This window comes from Pseudochelatococcus lubricantis (assembly GCF_011762225.1).
GTDB lineage: Bacteria > Pseudomonadota > Alphaproteobacteria > Rhizobiales > Beijerinckiaceae > Pseudochelatococcus > Pseudochelatococcus lubricantis.
The window spans coordinates 225531-242722 of record NZ_JAASQI010000003.1 but is presented as its reverse complement, the minus strand read 5'-3'; the positions used below and the strand labels follow the sequence as shown (position 1 = coordinate 242722).

The 17192-nt window shown below is 67.8% G+C and carries 15 protein-coding genes and 2 tRNA genes; 9 read left to right on the top strand and 8 right to left on the bottom strand.

The features are described 5' to 3' along the window. The first annotated feature begins 170 nt into the window (after positions 1-170). Both FHS82_RS08025 and FHS82_RS08020 read left to right on the top strand, forming a co-directional pair. Positions 171-255 (top strand) — tRNA-Leu (locus FHS82_RS08025). Positions 256-486: 231 nt separating this feature from the next. Then, on the top strand, positions 487-1596 hold the full coding sequence (locus tag FHS82_RS08020) for an oxidoreductase (protein WP_166950708.1): 1110 nt from the start codon (positions 487-489) through the stop codon (positions 1594-1596). 17 nt (positions 1597-1613) lie between these two features. Here the strand turns inward: FHS82_RS08020 and FHS82_RS08015 are convergent, their stop codons facing one another. The 4 genes from FHS82_RS08015 to FHS82_RS08000 all read right to left on the bottom strand — a co-directional run bounded on the left by FHS82_RS08015 (position 1614) and on the right by FHS82_RS08000 (position 4104). After that, positions 1614-2072: a hypothetical protein gene (locus FHS82_RS08015; RefSeq protein WP_166950706.1), complete on the bottom strand. Its 459-nt coding sequence runs from the start codon at positions 2070-2072 to the stop codon at positions 1614-1616. A 229-nt stretch (positions 2073-2301) separates the two neighbouring features. Next, positions 2302-2386 (bottom strand) — tRNA-Leu (locus FHS82_RS08010). A 159-nt stretch (positions 2387-2545) separates the two neighbouring features. Further along, a complete protein-coding gene (locus FHS82_RS08005) occupies positions 2546-3013 on the bottom strand; it encodes a SufE family protein (protein ID WP_166950704.1) in 468 nt (155 codons plus the stop codon). 113 nt (positions 3014-3126) lie between these two features. After that, a complete protein-coding gene (locus FHS82_RS08000) occupies positions 3127-4104 on the bottom strand; it encodes an NAD(P)H-dependent flavin oxidoreductase (RefSeq protein ID WP_166950701.1) in 978 nt (325 codons plus the stop codon). 277 nt (positions 4105-4381) lie between these two features. Here FHS82_RS08000 and FHS82_RS07995 point away from each other — a divergent pair, with 277 nt between their 5' ends. From FHS82_RS07995 to FHS82_RS07965, 7 genes are all read left to right on the top strand, one after another. After that, positions 4382-4870 (top strand): MerR family transcriptional regulator, encoded by a 489-nt coding sequence (locus FHS82_RS07995; protein WP_166950699.1) that lies wholly within the window; start codon positions 4382-4384, stop codon positions 4868-4870. Between the two features lie 166 nt (positions 4871-5036). Further along, the gene (locus FHS82_RS07990) at positions 5037-6173 is read left to right on the top strand and encodes a thiolase family protein (protein ID WP_166950697.1); all 1137 of its coding nucleotides are present in this window, start codon (positions 5037-5039) and stop codon (positions 6171-6173) included. Next, positions 6173-8512, top strand: coding sequence for a 3-hydroxyacyl-CoA dehydrogenase/enoyl-CoA hydratase family protein (locus FHS82_RS07985; RefSeq protein WP_166950695.1), 2340 nt, complete (start codon positions 6173-6175; stop codon positions 8510-8512). Before FHS82_RS07990 ends, FHS82_RS07985 begins: the two co-directional genes overlap by 1 nt. Positions 8513-8578: 66 nt before the next feature. Next, on the top strand, positions 8579-10369 hold the full coding sequence (locus tag FHS82_RS07980) for an acyl-CoA dehydrogenase C-terminal domain-containing protein (RefSeq protein ID WP_166950693.1): 1791 nt from the start codon (positions 8579-8581) through the stop codon (positions 10367-10369). 65 nt (positions 10370-10434) lie between these two features. Next, on the top strand, positions 10435-10749 hold the full coding sequence (locus tag FHS82_RS07975; RefSeq protein ID WP_166950691.1) for an SCP2 sterol-binding domain-containing protein: 315 nt from the start codon (positions 10435-10437) through the stop codon (positions 10747-10749). 104 nt (positions 10750-10853) lie between these two features. Further along, positions 10854-12146, top strand: a complete 1293-nt coding sequence (locus FHS82_RS07970) for an OmpP1/FadL family transporter (protein ID WP_246225186.1) — start codon at positions 10854-10856, stop codon at positions 12144-12146. A 74-nt stretch (positions 12147-12220) separates the two neighbouring features. Further along, the gene (locus FHS82_RS07965) at positions 12221-13873 is read left to right on the top strand and encodes an AMP-binding protein (protein WP_166950689.1); all 1653 of its coding nucleotides are present in this window, start codon (positions 12221-12223) and stop codon (positions 13871-13873) included. On the opposite strand, the gene FHS82_RS07960 is transcribed toward FHS82_RS07965, so the two are convergent. From FHS82_RS07960 to FHS82_RS07945, 4 genes are all read right to left on the bottom strand, one after another. After that, positions 13874-14524, bottom strand: a complete 651-nt coding sequence (locus tag FHS82_RS07960; RefSeq protein ID WP_166950687.1) for a lysozyme — start codon at positions 14522-14524, stop codon at positions 13874-13876. A 109-nt stretch (positions 14525-14633) separates the two neighbouring features. Next, positions 14634-15527 carry a hypothetical protein gene (locus FHS82_RS07955; protein WP_166950685.1) on the bottom strand — a complete coding sequence of 298 codons (894 nt, stop codon included), beginning with the start codon at positions 15525-15527 and terminating at the stop codon, positions 14634-14636. Between the two features lie 9 nt (positions 15528-15536). Further along, positions 15537-16808, bottom strand: coding sequence for a hypothetical protein (locus FHS82_RS07950; RefSeq protein WP_166950683.1), 1272 nt, complete (start codon positions 16806-16808; stop codon positions 15537-15539). Beyond that, complete coding sequence (locus FHS82_RS07945) at positions 16801-17190, bottom strand: hypothetical protein (RefSeq protein WP_166950681.1); 390 nt, start codon at positions 17188-17190, stop codon at positions 16801-16803. Before FHS82_RS07945 ends, FHS82_RS07950 begins: the two co-directional genes overlap by 8 nt. Positions 17191-17192: the final 2 nt, after the last annotated feature.

Genomic DNA, 17192 nt, shown 5'->3' with positions numbered 1-17192 from the left:
CGCTATATCCGGCAAACCTTTTTGCCGCCCCCCGCGCGGCGGGCACGGCAAAGTTGCCCACAGGCAATGTGAATCGTCCGGCGCGAGATGCCGCAAGGGACTTGTGGAAGCTGAAACGTTCTGTTACATCCAAGCCCACTTCGGGAGGACATGCTCCTTCGGGACACGCTGCGGCCGTGGCGGAATTGGTAGACGCGCTAGCTTGAGGTGCTAGTTGGGCAACCAGTGGAGGTTCGAGTCCTCTCGGCCGCACCACTCAATCTCACAGTGAAATGCTGCTGAAATTGGGATGGGTGCTTGTGCGCACCTGTCCGGTGGTGTCCCCTGTCGCGGCGGTGGAGCTTCATCGCGATCATCTATAAAATTGCTTGTCTTCAGTGTCCGTTGATCGATCCGTCGGCCTGTGCTGCCGGAGCGCATGGTCGCCAGCCGTCCGCTGTGCCACTCTTGGGGACACCGCCTGTTTCTACGCGAAGGAAAGCAATCGTGACTCACGCGAAGTTATTTTCACCGATCGACATCGGCAAGCTACCCCTGCGGAACAGAATCGTCATCGCTCCTATGTGCCAATACTCGGCCGAGGACGGCAAGACGACAGACTGGCACCTGATTCACCTTGGCAGCCTCGCCAATTCCGGCGCCGGCCTGCTGACGATCGAGGCGACGGCCGTCGCGCCCGAAGGGCGCATCACCTACAGGGACATCGGCCTGTATTCGGATGAAACCGAGGCCGCGCTGGGCCGGACGCTGGACGGCATCCGCCGCTGGTCGGGCATGCCGATCGCCATCCAGCTCGCCCACGCCGGCCGCAAGGCCTCCACGGACGTGCCGTGGAACGGCGGCGCGCAGATTCCGCCCGACCATGCGAATGGCTGGCAGACGGTGGCCCCATCCGCCGTGCCCTTCCGCGCCAGCGATGTCGCGCCGGCAGCGCTCGACAGGAACGGGCTTGAACGCATCCGCCTGGCCTTCGCGCAGGCGGCCGAACGTTCCGGCAGACTCGGGCTGGACGCAGTCCAGATCCACGCCGCGCACGGCTACCTGCTGCATGAGTTCCTGTCGCCGCTTTCGAACCGGCGCGATGACGAATACGGCGGATCGCTGGAAAACCGCTTGCGGTTCCCGCTGGAGGTGTTCGACGCCGTGCGCGCGGCCTTTCCGGCCGACCGCCCGGTCTCGGCGCGCGTCTCCGCAACCGACTGGGTGGAAGGCGGCTGGGATGTCGAGCAGACCATTGCTTTCGCGCAGGCGCTGGAAGCGCGCGGCTGCGATGCCATCCACGTTTCGAGCGGCGGGCTGGCCGAAAACCAGCGGATCGCCATCGGCCCCAGTTATCAGGTCCCCTTCGCGCGGGCGGTGAAGGCCGCTGTCGGAATTCCGGTCGTCGCGGTGGGGCTGATCACGGAATTCGAGCAGGCCGAAGCAATTGTCAGCACCGGCGATGCCGACCTCATCGCCCTGGCGCGCACCATCCTCTACGATCCGCACTGGCCCTGGCACGCCGCCGCCCATTTCGGCGCGAGCGTGCGCGCGCCCAACCAGTACCTGCGCTCCCAGCCGCGGCAGTTCAGCAAGTTGTTCGATCAGGCGGATTGAGGAGCCGGCCTGCGCCCTCACCTGCCATAATCCATCCACGCCCAGCCGAGGCGTCGCGACCAGTCACCGATCCGCGACGCCTCCGCCGCATATGCGACTGCATTCGCTTCCACGCGGTCGGCGATCCACGGCTCCGGCGGCGGGTTGCCGGTGTCGGTGGCAAGAGGTACGCGCGCGCTGCGGTGCATCTCGCGCCACAACGTCAGCGCAGGCCCCGGCCCGCGCGCCACGGCCGTCGTCAGGACTGCCGTCCGCTTCGGCCAGGGGCCGCGCCATAACGTGACCATCAGGTTATCCCGATGGTGTGAGCCGTTGACCAGATATTCTTCCGCACCGGGAGCCGGCAGCACGCCGCCCAGCAACACGCCATCCAGCATCTCGGCGATAGCCCCGATGTCGTCGTCCGAAATCCCGTCGCGCGGCATCCGCGTGACGTCGCCGGTAGTGAGCATGACGTGGTGGAGATAATCTGTCATCCGGTCCCCGCGACCCCGCATATCATGGCAACATCGCCATGGCTCTTGCCACGGTAGCCACCGCCTCCGCCGCAAAGGCAACAGAGGCCGACTCGCCACACGACAATTGCGACGTAATCAACCTGGCCTTAATCGTAATGGGAAAGTCTATCAGCAGCGCCTTGATCCCTTGCTTTCCGGGATGCGCCCTGCACCTGATCAGCCGATTTCATGAAAGAGATCAGACTGATGGTGCCCAGGAGAGGACTCGAACCTCCACGACTTGCGTCACTGGTACCTGAAACCAGCGCGTCTACCAATTCCGCCACCTGGGCTCGCCTGCAAGCGAGGACGTCTGTTTACGAAGCCGTTCCCGAACTGTCAATGGGGGGTGAGGCACTTGTTATGTCGTTTGCGTGACGCCTGTGGACAAGTCCCCGTGCGGCGTATTTTCCGGCAGAGATATCGTCCCGCGCGCCTTCCATTGCGCGGAGTCAGGCGGAATCGGCGGTTGCCGCCGCGTTCGGCGACGATTGCGCCACGACGCGCTGGGCGTCTTTCCTGATTCTGTCCACCATCGACCGCAGGCCGTTGGAGCGCTGGGGCGTAAGGTGCGCGGCGAGGCCGAGCTGGTCGAAGACCGGAAAGGCATCGGTGCGCACGATCTCGGCCGCGCGCTTGCCGGAAAAGATCGCGAGCGCCAGCGCCACCAGCCCGCGCACGATATGGGCGTCGCTGTCGCCGTGGAAGATGAGCACCGGCGCGCCGCCCCGCGAATCGGGCACGACGCTCGACTGCAGCCACACCTGGCTGGCGCAGCCGCGCACCTTGTTGTCCTCCGTGCGCGCGTCCTCGGGCAGCGGCTCCAGCGTGCGCCCCAGCTCGATCAGATATCGATACCTGTCGTCCCAGTCGTCGAGGAACGCGAAGTTGTCGAGAATCTCTTCAAGGGGGGGCTGCATGGCAACGGGCTCGCTTGTCATCTTTTCAGTAGCGCGTGGTGTTCACGCCTCAATATGGTGATTTTGCGGGCGATGCGCAAAACAGTCCGCGACCCGCGCCTCGCCCGGCGCCCTCATTCCCCTGCGCCGGGGGCGCCGCAAAGCCGTTCGCGCTGGGCGTCATACTCCTGTTTCAGCCGCGCCACGAGGCCGGCGACCGTCGGTATTTCGCGAATCGCACCGATTCCCTGCCCCGCGCCCCAGATGTCGCGCCACGGCCGGGGGCCGTCCTTCGACAGCGCGAGGTCCAGCGCCTGCGGCGTCACCTGCGACAGCTTGTCGGGATCGATGCCGGCCGCCGTCAGTGAAGGCTTCAGATAGTTGCCCGCAACGCCGGTGAATACATCCGTATAGATGATGTCGGCGGCGCCGCCCGCCACGATCATGTCCTTGTACGCCTGCGGCGCCTGCGCCTCCTGCGTGGCGATGAAGGCGGAACCGATGTAGGCGAAGTCCGCCCCCGCCGCGCGCGCCGCCAGCACGCCGCGCCCGGTGGCGATGGCGCCGGACAGCGCCAGCGGCCCGTCCCACCACGCGCGGATTTCCTCGATGAGCGCGAATGGCGACCACGCGCCCGCATGTCCGCCGGCGCCGGCGGAGACGGCGATCAGCCCGTCCGCGCCCTTCTCGATCGCCTTGCGGGCGAAGGTGGTGTGGATCACGTCATGCAGCACGATGCCGCCGTAGGCGTGGATCGCGGCGTTCACGTCCTCGCGCGCGCCGAGCGACGTGATGACCAGCGGCACCCTGTGCTTGACGACGAGCGCCAGATCGTCGTCGAGACGCGCATTCGACCGGTGCACGATCAGGTTGACCGCGAAAGGCGCCGCAGGCTTTTCAGGATGCGCCGCGTCGTGGGCGCGCAACGCCTCCCCGATCCGCACAAGCCATTCGTCGAGCACCTCAAGCGGCCGCGCGTTGAGCGAGGGAAAGCTGCCGACGACGCCCGCACGGCATTGGGCGATCACGAGATCGGGCCCCGAAACCAGAAACATCGGCGCGGCAATCGCCGGCAGCGTCAGCCGGCCTTCGACAAGAGACATCAAACCCATTCCAGGCGCTCCATTCCCAAATGCATCCTTGATGCGATCGCAACCATCGCCCGCAACTATTGCCTACACCGGCGGATTCCACCAGACGGCCCGGGCCGGGCGATCTTTCCTCACCAAGTGGTATTGCAATTGACGTATACGTCAAGTATGAGATGTATAGGGAAGCTTGGAGCATGAGCAACAAGGCTGCAAATGGCCGCCGCTCCGGCGCGTGCGGGCGATTCGTATCGCCAGCTGACGGGAGGATGAAAAACATGCAGCAGGGATACAGGGCGGAATGACTGACGCGGGCGCGATCGATGCGGTGCCGGAGCAGACCGTTTCCGCCGCGGTGGATGGCGGCTTCGGCGAAGACGCGGGCGCGCCGGACGACCGCCTCTATTCGGTCACGGAGCTTGGCCGCGAACTCGGCGTAAGCGCGCGCACGCTGCGTTTCTATGAGGATAGCGGGCTGATCGCGCCGCGCCGCGCCGGCAACAACCGCATCTACAGCCACCGCGACCGGGTGCGCATGATCCTGATCCTGCGCGGCAAGCGGCTGGGGTTTTCGCTGCGCGAGATCAGGGAGTATCTTGATCTCTACGACGCCGACAGGACCCAGCAGGAGCAGTTGCGCATGCTGCTGAAGCGCATCGGCGTGCGCCGGCAGTCCCTGCAGGAGCAGCGCATCGCCCTCGACGAGGCGCTGGCCGAACTCGACGAGATCGAGCGGGAAGCCCGCGCGGCGATGGCATACGGCAGCAGAACCGCGCCTTCCGGCCGCTAGAGCGCGCTCCGATCAGATGGAACCATCTGATCGATCAGAATTCGCTCAATATAAGGAAGCTATAATCTGCCTATTTCAACGTAAACAGGACAGACTATAGCGCCGTACTGGCCGCCGCCGAGTGAATAAAAAAATCGATTGCCATTACTTGGGGAGGATTACGTCAATGAAGAATGTCGTCATCGCCGGCTACGTCCGTTCCCCCTTCGGGCTTGCCCGCAAGGGAGATCTGGCGCGTGTGCGCCCGGACGACCTCGCCGCGCAGGTGGTGCGCGCGCTCGTGGAGCGCAGCCGCGTGAAAGCCGCCGACCTTGAGGACCTGATCATGGGCTGCGCCTTTCCGGAGGGCGAGCAGGGCTTCAACATCGGCCGCGCCGTGGGTCTCCTCGCCGGCTTGCCGCTGTCCGTCGCGGGCATGACGGTCAACCGCTATTGCGGATCGTCGATGCAGTCGATCCACATCGCAGCGGGCCAGATCCAGCTCGGCGCGGGCGAGGCATTCATCGCGGCGGGTGTGGAAAGCATGTCGCGCGTGCCGATGATGGGCTTCAACCCGCTGCCCAATCCGGCCTTCGCGAAAACCCGTCCGGGCGCGCTGCTCGGCATGGGCGACACGGCGGAAAACGTCGCCAGGCAGTGGGACATCGGCCGCCAGGAGCAGGAGGCCTTCGCCCTGCGCAGCCAGCGCCTGACAGCCGAGGCGCAGGCGGCCGGGCGCCTCGACGACGAGATCGTCGCCATCGATACCGGCAAGAGTCTGGTAACGCGCGACGGCTGCCCGCGCCCGGACACCACCGCCGAGGCGCTCGCGGCCCTCAAGCCGGCCTTCGACGCGCAAGGCACGGTCACCGCGGGCACGTCCTCGCCGCTCACTGACGGCGCCTCCGCCGTTCTCGTGACGAGCGAGGATTATGCCGACAGGAACGGCCTGACGCCGCTCGCCCGGGTGGTCTCGGTGGCCGTGGCGGGCTGCGAGCCGGAGATCATGGGCATCGGCCCCGTCGCCGCGACCCGCAAGGCGCTGAACCGCGCCGGGCTCACCATCGATGACATCGACATCGTGGAACTGAACGAGGCTTTCGCCAGCCAGGCGCTCGCCTGCGTGCGCGAACTCGGCATCCGCGAGGAAACGCTCAACATCGACGGCGGCGCCATCGCGCTCGGCCATCCGCTCGGCGCGACGGGCGCGCGCATTACCGGCAAGGCCGCGAGCCTGCTCGTGCGCGAGGGCAAGCGCTACGCGCTCGCCACCCAGTGCATCGGCGGCGGCCAGGGCATCGCAACGATTCTGGAGCGCGTGTGATGACCAACGGCAAGATTGAAAAAGTCGCCGTCATCGGCGCAGGCGTCATGGGGGCGGGCATCGCGGCGCAGGTCGCCAATGCGGGCGTGCCGGTGCTGCTGCTCGACATTGTTCCTGCCGGCGCGGCGGAAGGCGGAGACCGCAGCGCCATCGCGCGCACCGCCATCGAGCGGCTGAAGAAGACCGACCCCGCCCCGCTGATGTCGGAAAAGGCTGCGAGGCTCATCGAGCCAGGCAACATCGACGACGATCTCGCCCGGATCGGCGAATGCGACTGGATCGTCGAAGCCGTCATTGAGCGTCTCGACATCAAGCAGGCGCTTTACGCGAAGATCGAGGCGGCACGCCGGCCGGACGCAGCCGTGTCCTCGAACACCTCCACCATTCCGCTGCACGACCTCGTCGCTGGATTGCCGGAAACGTTCCGGCTGAACTTCCTGATCACCCACTTCTTCAACCCGCCGCGCTACATGCGGCTGCTGGAGGTGGTGGCGGGAGCGGATACCGATCCCGCGCAGGCGGCGCGCGTGTCGCGTTTCGCCGACGAAAGGCTGGGCAAGTCCATCGTCAGATGCAAGGATAGCCCGGGTTTCATCGCCAACCGGCTCGGCGTCTACTGGATACAGGCGGGCGTCGTGGAGGCCATCGACCTCGGCCTCGCCATCGAGGACGCCGACGCCGTCATGGGCCGGCCGTTCGGCATCCCGAAGACCGGCGTCTTCGGCCTCGCCGACCTCGTGGGGCTGGACCTGATGCCGCACATCAACGCGAGTCTGGCGAAAAGCCTGCCGCCGGCGGATGCCTTCCACGCGCTGAACCGCGACCTGCCGCTGATCGGCCGCATGATCGCGGAGGGTTACACGGGCCGCAAGGGCAAGGGCGGCTTCTATCGCCTCAATACCGCGAACGGCGGGCGCGTCAAGGAGAGCATCGACCTCGCGACCGGCGCCTACCGCCCTTCGGCCAGGGCGGATACGGAAACGCTGAAGGAAGCCGGCCGCGACCTGCGCGCGCTGTTCAACGCACCCGGCCCCGTTGGCGAATATGCCTGGCGCGTGATGGGCCGCACGCTGGCCTACGCCGCCGGTCTGGTGCCGGAGGCGGCGGACGACATTGTCGCCATCGATGACGCCATGCGCCTCGGCTACAACTGGAAGGAAGGGCCGTTCGCGCTCATCGACCGCGTGGGCGCGGCGTGGCTCGTCGAACGGCTGAAGGCGGAGGGCGCAACCGTGCCGCCGCTGCTGGAGCAGATCGGCGACCGGAAATTCTACCGCGTCGAAAACGGCCGCCTGCAGTTCTTCGGCCTCGACGGCGACTATCACGACGTCGTCCGCCCGGAAGGCGTGATCCTGCTGGAGGACATCAGGCGCCGGTCGCAGCCGGTGCTGAAAAACGGCGCCGCGAGCCTGTGGGATATCGGCGACGGCGTGGCGTGCTTCGAGATCACCACGAGGGGCAATTCCCTCGACGATCAGGTGCTGGACGCGCTCGACCGCACCATCAAGCTGGTCGCGAGGGACTACAAGGCGCTGGTGATCTACAACGAGGGCCGGCATTTCTCCGTCGGCGCCAACCTCGGCCTGGCGCTCTTCGCGGCCAACATCGCCGCGTGGGGCGAGATCGAGAAGCTCGTCGCCACCGGCCAGAAGGTCTACGGCGCGCTGAAGCACGCCCCCTTCCCCGTTGTCGGCGCGCCGTCGGGCATGGCGCTCGGCGGCGGCTGCGAGCTGCTGCTGCATTCGGACGCGGTGCAGGCGCACGCCGAGACCTACGCCGGCCTCGTCGAATGCGGCGTCGGCCTCGTGCCGGCATGGGGCGGTTGCAAGGAGCTGCTGGTGCGCTGGTCTGCGCCCGGCAAGCTGCCGCATGGCCCGATGCCCGCGCCCGCGAAGGTGTTCGAGATGGTCTCTACCGCCACCGTTTCCAAATCGGCGGCGGAGGCGCGCGACATGCTGATCCTGCGCGAGGGCGACCGCGTCACCATGAACCGCGACCGTCTGCTCGCGGACGCGAAGGCGCGCGCGCTCGAACTCGTGGAAGGCTACACGCCGCCGGAGCGCGTCGAGATCGTCCTGCCCGGCCCGTCCGGCAAGCTCGCCATGATGATGGCCGCGCAGGGCTTCCACAAGCGCGGCATCGCCACGGACCACGACCTCGTCGTCGCGGACGGGCTTGCGGACGTGCTCTCGGGCGGCGATGCCGACCCCACCGTGCCGGCCGCCGAAAAGGATGTGCTGCGGCTTGAGCGCGAGACGTTCATGCGCCTCGCGCGCACGCCCGGCACGCTGGCGCGCATCGAGCACATGCTGCTGACCGGCAAGCCGCTCCGCAACTGACGGCACAACGCAACACGAATGCCCGCCGCCAGCGAAAGCGGCGGGCGCTTCAACGGGGAGGAGACAATGCAGGTTTACAAGGCTCCCTTGCGGGACATGCGCTTCGTGCTGCACGAGCTGCACGGCAGCGCGGAGCTGACAGCGCTTGAGGGACAGGGCGAGCTGTCCGCCGATCTCATCGACGATGTGCTGGAGCAGGCGGCGAACTTCACCGAAACCGTTCTGCTGCCGCTCAACGCCAGCGGCGATCTGGAAGGCTGCCATTACGAGAACGGCGTGGTGCGCACGCCCCAGGGCTTCCGGCAGGCCTACGACGCCTTCCGCGAGGCCGGCTGGAATGCCGCGGCGAGCGACCCGGCCTATGGCGGACAGGGACTGCCCGCGAGCGTCTACAAGCTCGTCGAGGAAATGATCTGCTCGTCGAACCTGTCGTTCGGTCTTTATCCGGGCCTCACGCATGGCGCCTATCTGGCGTTGAGGTCGCACGGATCGCAAGAGCTGAAGGACGCCTGGCTGCCGAAGATGGTCGAGGGCCGCTGGAGCGGCACGATGTGCCTCACCGAGCCGCATTGCGGCACCGACCTCGGCCTGCTGCGCACCCGCGCCATACCGCAGGGCGACGGCAGCTACAGCATCACCGGCTCGAAGATCTTCATCTCGGCCGGCGAGCACGACCTCACGGAAAACATCGTCCACCTCGTGCTGGCGAGGCTTCCCGACGCGCCGAAGGGCATCAAGGGCATCAGCCTCTTTCTGGTGCCGAAATTCCTGCAGGATGCCGACGGCAACCCCGGCCCGCGCAACGGCGTGAGCTGCTCCGGCATCGAGCACAAGATGGGCATCAAGGCGTCCGCCACCTGCCAGATCAACTTCGACGCCGCAAAAGGCTGGCTCATCGGCGAGCCGCACAAGGGCATGCGCGCCATGTTCACCATGATGAACAGCGAGCGCGTCTCGGTCGGCACGCAGGGACTCGGCGTGGCGGAGGCTGCCTATCAAGCAGCCGTCGCCTACGCGCGGGAGCGTCTGCAGGGCCGCTCGCTGGCGGGTGCGAAGTACCCCGACAGGCCCGCCGATCCCATTATCGTCCATCCCGACGTGCGCCGCATGCTGATGACGGCCCGCGCCTATACCGAGGGCTGCCGCGCGCTCTGCGGCTGGGTGGCGCGTGCGCTGGACGAGCATGAGCTGTCGCCGGACCAGCAGATCCGCACGGCGGCGGAGGACCGCGTGGCGCTGATGACGCCCATCGTCAAGGCGCTGTTCACGGACCTCGGCTTCGAGGTGGCGAACCTCGCGGTGCAGACCTACGGCGGCCACGGCTACATCCGCGAGCACGGCGTCGAGCAATACGTCCGCGATGCCCGCATCGCCCAGATCTACGAGGGCACCAACGGCGTGCAGGCGCTCGATCTCGTCGGCCGCAAGATGTCGTCCAACTTCGGCCGGCCGCTGCGCAGCTTCTTCCATCCCGTGCTCGCCTTCATCGACGCCAATCTGGAGGACGAGGCGCTTGCCGACTTCATCGGCCCGCTCGCCAAATCATTCGGCACTCTCCAGCAGGCCACCGCCCACATCGCCGCGAACGGCCTGCGCGATCCCGAGGAGGCCGGCGCCGCCGCCACCGACTACCTTCGCCTCTTCGGCCTCGTGGCGCTGGGCTACATGTGGGCGCGCATGGCGAAGATCGCCGTCGGGAAACGTGAAACCGCCGGCGCCGATGCCGCGTTCTATGAAGCGAAGCTGGTGACCGCCCGCTTCTACATGGAACGCCTGCTGCCGCAGACCGGTGCCTTGTGGTCGGCAATCAGAAGCGGCAAGGCGTCGACGATGGCGCTGGGCGAGGACCGGTTCTAGTTCTTTGATTTTGGCGCGTCCCCATAGACCAGACCGGAGCGCGCTGTGACAGAAGGAGAATCCGCATGGTCGCGACGGAAGAACTCATCGATGCGATCCGCGCGCGCGTCGGCAACGTGGCGCGGATCGGTTACCGCGTCGTGGTGGCGCTGACGGACAACGACGACACCATCACCATCGCCGACGGCGAGGACGGCATCAGCGTCGAGGCGGGCGGCGAAGAGGCCGACACCACCGTGCGGCTGTCCTCCGCCAACCTGCAGAAGCTGATGGACGGCAAGCTCAACCCCCTGGTCGCCTATTCCACGGGCCGCCTGAAGGTCGAAGGGTCGCAGGGCGTCGCCCTCAAGCTCGCCGGCCTGCTGCAGGGAGAAGACTGACCGCACGCCCACGGGGCAAGAAGCGATACGGCCCACCCGCCGTATCGCCACCAACAAGAGCCGCCGACAAGGCGGACGCCAAAAAAACATATAGGGAGGACCATATGAACAAGCCCTCGCGGCTGGCATGCATGCTGGCCGTTTCCTTCTCCTTTACAGGATTTTGTTTGCCGGCTATCGCAGGCTCCTTCGCACTGCGCGAGCAGAGCGCCCGTGGGCTCGGCCTGTCGTTCGCGGGCGTCAGCGCGGGCTCGGGCGGCCTGTCGTCGGCCTTCTGGAACCCGGCGACGATCACCATGAACCCGGGCCTCACCTTTGAGAGCAGCGTCACGCTTGTCGCGCCGCGGTCCACCATCAAGCCCGATCTCTACACGCTCGGCACCGTCAGGGCAGCCGGCGGCGTGCCGCGGGATTCCGGCAACATCAGCCAGGCAGGCGTGCTGCCCGCGAGCACCGCCGCCATCCAGCTGAACGACCGGTTCTGGCTCGGCCTCACCACCAACACGCCCTTCGGCTTCGTCACCAAACCGAATCAGGACTGGGCCGGCCAGGTCTACGGCCGCACGTCGAAGGTGTTCTCCCTCAACGCCACGCCGATCATTGCCTACAAGGTCAACGACTGGCTGTCGCTGGGCGCGGGCATCCAGGTCCAGTATCTCGACGTCACCCTGCGGCAGGCTTCCGGCATCGGCTTCGGCGCGCCCAACGTCTCGCTGGAGGGCGATCACACCGGTGTCGGCTATGTGCTGGGCGCGACGCTCACGCCCGCCGAGGGCACGGTGATCGGCCTCGGCTTCCGTTCCTCCATCCATCACGAGCTGGACGGTTCGCTGCTGCCCCGTCCCGGCGTCTCCGTCCCGGTGCGCGCCAAGGTGAACCTGCCGGAGGTGCTGACGCTCGGCCTGTCGCAGCGCATCGACGAACGCTGGACGCTGCTCGCCGGCGTGGAGTGGACCAACTGGAGCCGGCTGAACCGCGTCGCGGTCGTCAACAAGGTCACCGGCACCCCCGCCACGGCGCTGAAGTTCCAGTACGACGACGGCTGGTTCTTCAGCCTCGGCGCGGAGTACAAGGTCGATGACAGGCTGACCCTGCGCGGCGGCCTGGGCTACGAGCTGTCGCCGATTTCGGACGCGGTGCGCAACGTGCGCATCCCGGATGCCGACCGGCTGTGGACGTCGCTCGGCGCCTCCTACCGGTGGAACGACAAGCTGTCGTTCGATGTTTCCTACGCGCATCTCTTCGTGAAGCCCGCGCCGGTGCGCATCGTGCCCGGCCATCCGGACTACGTGGGCCTGCCCTTCGTGGCGGACCTCAAGCCCTCGGCCGACATCGTCTCCGTCGGCATGCGCTACCGCTGGGACGACCCTGAACAGCCGCTGGCGGTGTTCCGCTAGAAGCGACGCCCCGGCCCGGCACGCGCCCCGGGCCGCAAGGCATCTGTCCAATATCAGGCTATCTGGGGGAAGCCATGAAACCGATCTGGCTGGATCACTACCCGCCGAACGCGCCGGAGACCATAGATCCCGACCGCTTTCCGTCCATCCCGGCAATGTTCGCGGAAGCCGCCGGACGCTACCGCGACCGCGTCGCTCTGTCGAGTTTCGGCGCACCGATGACCTACGGCGCGCTGGACCGCCTCTCCGACGACTTCGCCAGCTATCTCCAAAACGGCCTCGGCCTGCGCGCCGGCACCCGCGTGGCGCTGATGATGCCGAACCTGCTGCAATATCCGGTGGCGCTTCTGGGCATCCTGAAGGCCGGCCTCGTGGTCACGAACGTCAATCCCCTCTACACGGCGCGCGAGCTGAAGTCGCAGCTCGTCGACAGCGGCGCGGAGGTCATCGTCGTCAGCAGCCTCGCCGCCGCCACGCTGGCGGAAGTCCGCGCACAGACGCCCGTCGGCACGGTCATCGTCACCGGCATCGGTGATCTGCTGCCCCTGCCGCGCCGCTGGCTCGTGGAACTGGTCCTGAAGTTCCGCAAGGCCGTCCCGCCTTACGACCTGCCCGGCGCGCGGTCCCTGCGCGAGGCGCTGGCGATCGGCCGCAAGCAGCCGCCGTGCAGGCCGCGCATCCTTGGCGACGATCTGGCGTTCCTGCAGTACACGGGCGGCACCACCGGGCGGGCGAAGGGGGCGATGCTCACCCACCGCAACCTCGTCGCCAATGTCGAGCAGGTTCGCGCCCTCGCCTGCCTCACGGGCGGCGGCAGCGTCATCGTGCCGCTGCCGCTCTACCATATCTTCGCGCTCAACATGCTGCTGCTGTTCATGTCCTACGGCATGACGTCGGTGCTGATCGCCAACCCGCGTGACATCAAGGGCTTCATCCGAACCATCGCCAGGCTGAAGTTCAGGGCGATCATGGGCATCAACACGCTCTACAACGCCATGCTGAACCACCCGGATTTCGGCCGGATCGACTTCAGCGGCCTGCGCTATGCCATCGCCGGCGGCGCCTCGACGCAGGAAGCCGTGGCGCGGCGCTGGCGCGAGCGCACGGGCGTGCCCATCATCGAAGGCTACGGCCTCACCGAGACGTCGCCCGTCGTCACCTTCAGCCCGGTGGTCGACGGCCACGAATTCGACGGCAGCGTCGGCCTGCCGCTGCCCTCCATGGAGATCAGCCTGCGCGACGATCTGGGCGAGGAGGTCGCGCCGGGAAAGGAAGGCGAGCTGTGGGTGCGCGGCCCCAACATCATGCGCGGCTACTGGAACGCGCCGGAGGAGACCGACCGCGCCCTCACCGCCGACGGCTGGCTGAAGACCGGTGACATCGCCCGCCTCACGGACAACGGCCGCGTCGTGCTGGTCGACCGCAAGAAGGACATGATCCTGGTTTCCGGCTTCAATGTCTACCCGGCGGAGATCGAGGACGTCGTCGCGGGCCATCCCGGCGTTTCGGAAGTCGCCGTCGTCGGCGTGCCGGACAAGGCGACCGGCGAGGCGGTCCGGGCCTTTGTGGTGCGCAAGGACCCGAACCTGACGGAGGAGGATATCGTCAAGTATTGCAGGCAGTTCCTCACCGCCTACAAGACGCCGCGCTCCATCGTCTTCCGCGATGCCCTGCCCCGGAGCAACGTCGGCAAGGTCCTGCGCCGGGCGCTGCGAGAGGAGGGCTGATCACCGTGCCTGCTCCCGGCGGCGCGACCACCACGACAGTGCGCTGAAGCCGTAGGAAGCGACGAGGATCGCCATGAACAGCCATTGCAGCGGTCCCGGCGTGCTCGCCGCCGTGGCGACGGCCGAGAGCACGCCTGCCGTCGCCGTGGCGGATTCCGCCGTCAGCAACCCCTGCGGCGGCACGGAAGCCGCCACCGGCGCGGACGACACGAACGCGCCCGCGGCCCACAGGCCCGCCTCCGCCGCCCGGCGGTTGACCAGCCCCTGCACCCGTCGCCCGCCGGCGTGGACCCAGCGGGCGAGCTGCGCGGGCACACTGTTGTAGTCGCCGCCGTTGAGCAGCTTCACCAGCGTCGAGCCGGCAAAGGCCGCTTCCCCCACGTTGAACGCGAACGACACCAGCGCGCCGAACTGGTTGTCGGACAGCGGCACGCCGACGGCCTTTTCCACCGCCGCCTCGAAGCGGGCGAGATCGCGCCGCAGCAGCGCTTCCGCCTGCTCGCGCGTGATGGTCCGGCCGGCGCGCGCCTCCGCGCCCGTGTGGCCGTAGCCTATGGTCCACACACCGCCCGCGTCGCGATAGGCGGTCAGCCGCAGCCCCTCCCATTGCCTGATGCGGTCGATGACGAGGTCCGTTACCTTGCGGTCCATGCTGGCCTCCATGTTCGTTTGATGAAGAAGTTCAGCCACAAAAAAGCCGCCCCGGATGGCGGCATTGCATCCGGTTCCCGGCGTTAAAGCGTTTTCAAGCAAAAATGCGCTACGGCCATCTCATTTTCTGGATCTGGCCGCCCTGCCCGCCGGCGACGAACTGGCCGCCGGCGTAGACGAGGCTCCGGATATCGCCCGTTTGCGCCCCGGCGTCCGCCTGCCAGGTGATTCCGTCCGCGCTCCGCTGGAGCGCGCCGCTGTCTCCGCCCGCGACGAACAGGCCGCCGCCGTGGGCGAGCGCGTGGATGTCGCTCGTGTGGGCGCCGGACCGGCGCGTCCACTTCTTGCCATTAGTGCCCGTTTGCGTGACGCCACTGTCGCCCACGGCCACGAACACGCCGCCGACATAGGCCATGGCGCGCACCGCGCTGACGCCGAAGTCGTCGCCGGGCATCCAGAAGATGCCGTCGGTACTCGTCTGGAACCGCCCGCCGCCGCATCCGGCCACGAACAGGCTGCCGGTATAATCGGTATAGATCAGCGCGTAGGCGTTGGCGGCGTAGTGGCCGGCGCGGGCCGCCCAGTACACGCCGTCCCAGCTCGTATACATCGTGCCGCCGTCGCCGCCGGCCACGAACAGGCCATTGCCGTAGGCGACGCTCCACATGCCGCCGGCGGCCTCTTCCGGCGTCCCGTGCGACGCCCAGCCGATGCCGTCCGGGCTGGTGTATATCTGGCACTTGTCGCCCACGGCCACGAACTGGCCCTTGCCATGGGTCACGCTGCGCAGGTCGCCGGCGGTGCCGCTGCTGCGCAGCGTCCAGTTGGCGCCGTCAGTGCTCGTCTGGATCGTGTCGCCGTCCCCCACCGCCACGAACAGTCCGTTGACGTGGATGACGGAGCGGATCGTGCGCGGCGACGCCGAGGCATACGCCTTCCACACGCCCGGCGGCTCCGGCTTTGCCATCTCTCCCATCAACATGGGATGCAGGCCCAGCATCATGTTCCCCTCCTACGCCGCGAAGCCGCCGAGCACCGTGTAGGCCACGACGCCCGGCGCGATGACGAGAAATGTCACGAGGTCGGCCGCATTCGTGTCCGCGCTGAATGCGCTGCTGCCCCCGGCCGGCCGCCAGTGAGCGCCGAACGACGGCACCGCGCCTGCGGCTGTGCGCGTTACCCAGATGCTGCCAGATTGCCCCGGCCGCGCGTTGGCGGGGTTGGCGACGGTGCGGCTGTCCGGCAGCGCGAGCGTGAAATTGAGACCCGCCGCCAGATCGATGGCGACCGTCTCACCGGTGGCATCGAGCGCCACGGGCGCGTTGGCGTCCGCAATTCCCTTTCCCGTGGCGAAGGCTGCGTCGTCTGCGCCGGCCAGCAGCGTGCCGACGCTCGCGGGCGTGGGCAGCGCCGAAGCGTCCGCCTTTCCGCCCAGTGCCGCGTCGAGACCCGTCACGTCCGACAACGGATGCAGGTGCTCCGCGGGCGGAAATGCGGCGGGCTTTCCGGTCAGCATCTCCCACGTCGGCGCGGAAGGGGTCGTGCCCGGATGCTCGGCGATCGCCCCGGCAATCGCCTCCAGTGCGGTGGTCAGGCTCGTCATCGTGTCGTCTCCGGATGATAGCAGCGCGCCGGTGGTGTCGTCGAAGTAGGCGAGCGCGCCCGCGAGCGTCGTCTCCGGCCCGGCGATCCTGCCCGCTTGTGCGAGTGCCTCGCCGAGGCCGGCGATTTCCGCCATGCCGTGGCCGTGCGTGGCGGGCGGATAGGCTTCCGGCCGGCCGGCGATCGCGTCCCACGTCACCGCCGGTTCGAATGCGCCGATGGACGCCGCCACGAACGCCGTTGTCGCGAGTTGCCCGCCGTTCGCGCCCGGCTCCGCCGTCGGCGCGGTCGGCACGCCGGTGAAGGTCGGCGAGTCGAGCGGCGCTTTCGCGGCCAGCGCTGCGTCGAGACCCGTCACCTGCGCCGTGTCGTGCGCGTGCGCAGCAGGTGGAAAGCTCTGCGGCACGTCCGCGATGCCAGCCCACGCCACCGCGTCCGCGACGGCGGCCACGTCGACCTTGCCGTCGCCGTCCGCGTCGTAGACGGCCTTTTTCATGTCGCCCTGTCCCGCCGGCTGCGGGCGGTTTTCCCACACCTCCCCGTCGAAGACGAGGATATGGCCTTCCGCGGCGTTCTCGACGGCGACGGAATAGCCGCCGATGCCGCTGTTGCCCACACCGCCCGGTCCCTGAGGGCCGGGGATCAGGATTTCGACCACCGTCGCGCAGTCGTTGTCACACATCGTCAGCATCTCCTCCTTCGCCCGTGGTTCCGGCACCGATGACGAAGCCCGTCAGCAGCGTGCGCCGTTCGCCGTCCACCAGCTCGCGCAGGAGCCGGTAGGTGGCGACGCGCCCTTCGGGAATGGCGCGCGTCTCGCCGGGCTCCGGCCGCCAGGCGACCGTGCCGGCACGCGCGTCGACGGCAAGCCCTCCGTTGCCGGAACGGCGCACCAGCCCGCCGCCGGGCCACTCCACGGCGAGTGTGATGTCGCTTTCGGCAAGGTCGAGCAGGCGCGTCGCGCCCGTCTGCGACAGCGTCCTGAAACGCAGGACGATGGTGGCGCTGTCGCCGCGCCGCAGGTGGAAATCGTGGCGCGGAACGCGCCCCTTCGCACAGCTCAAGG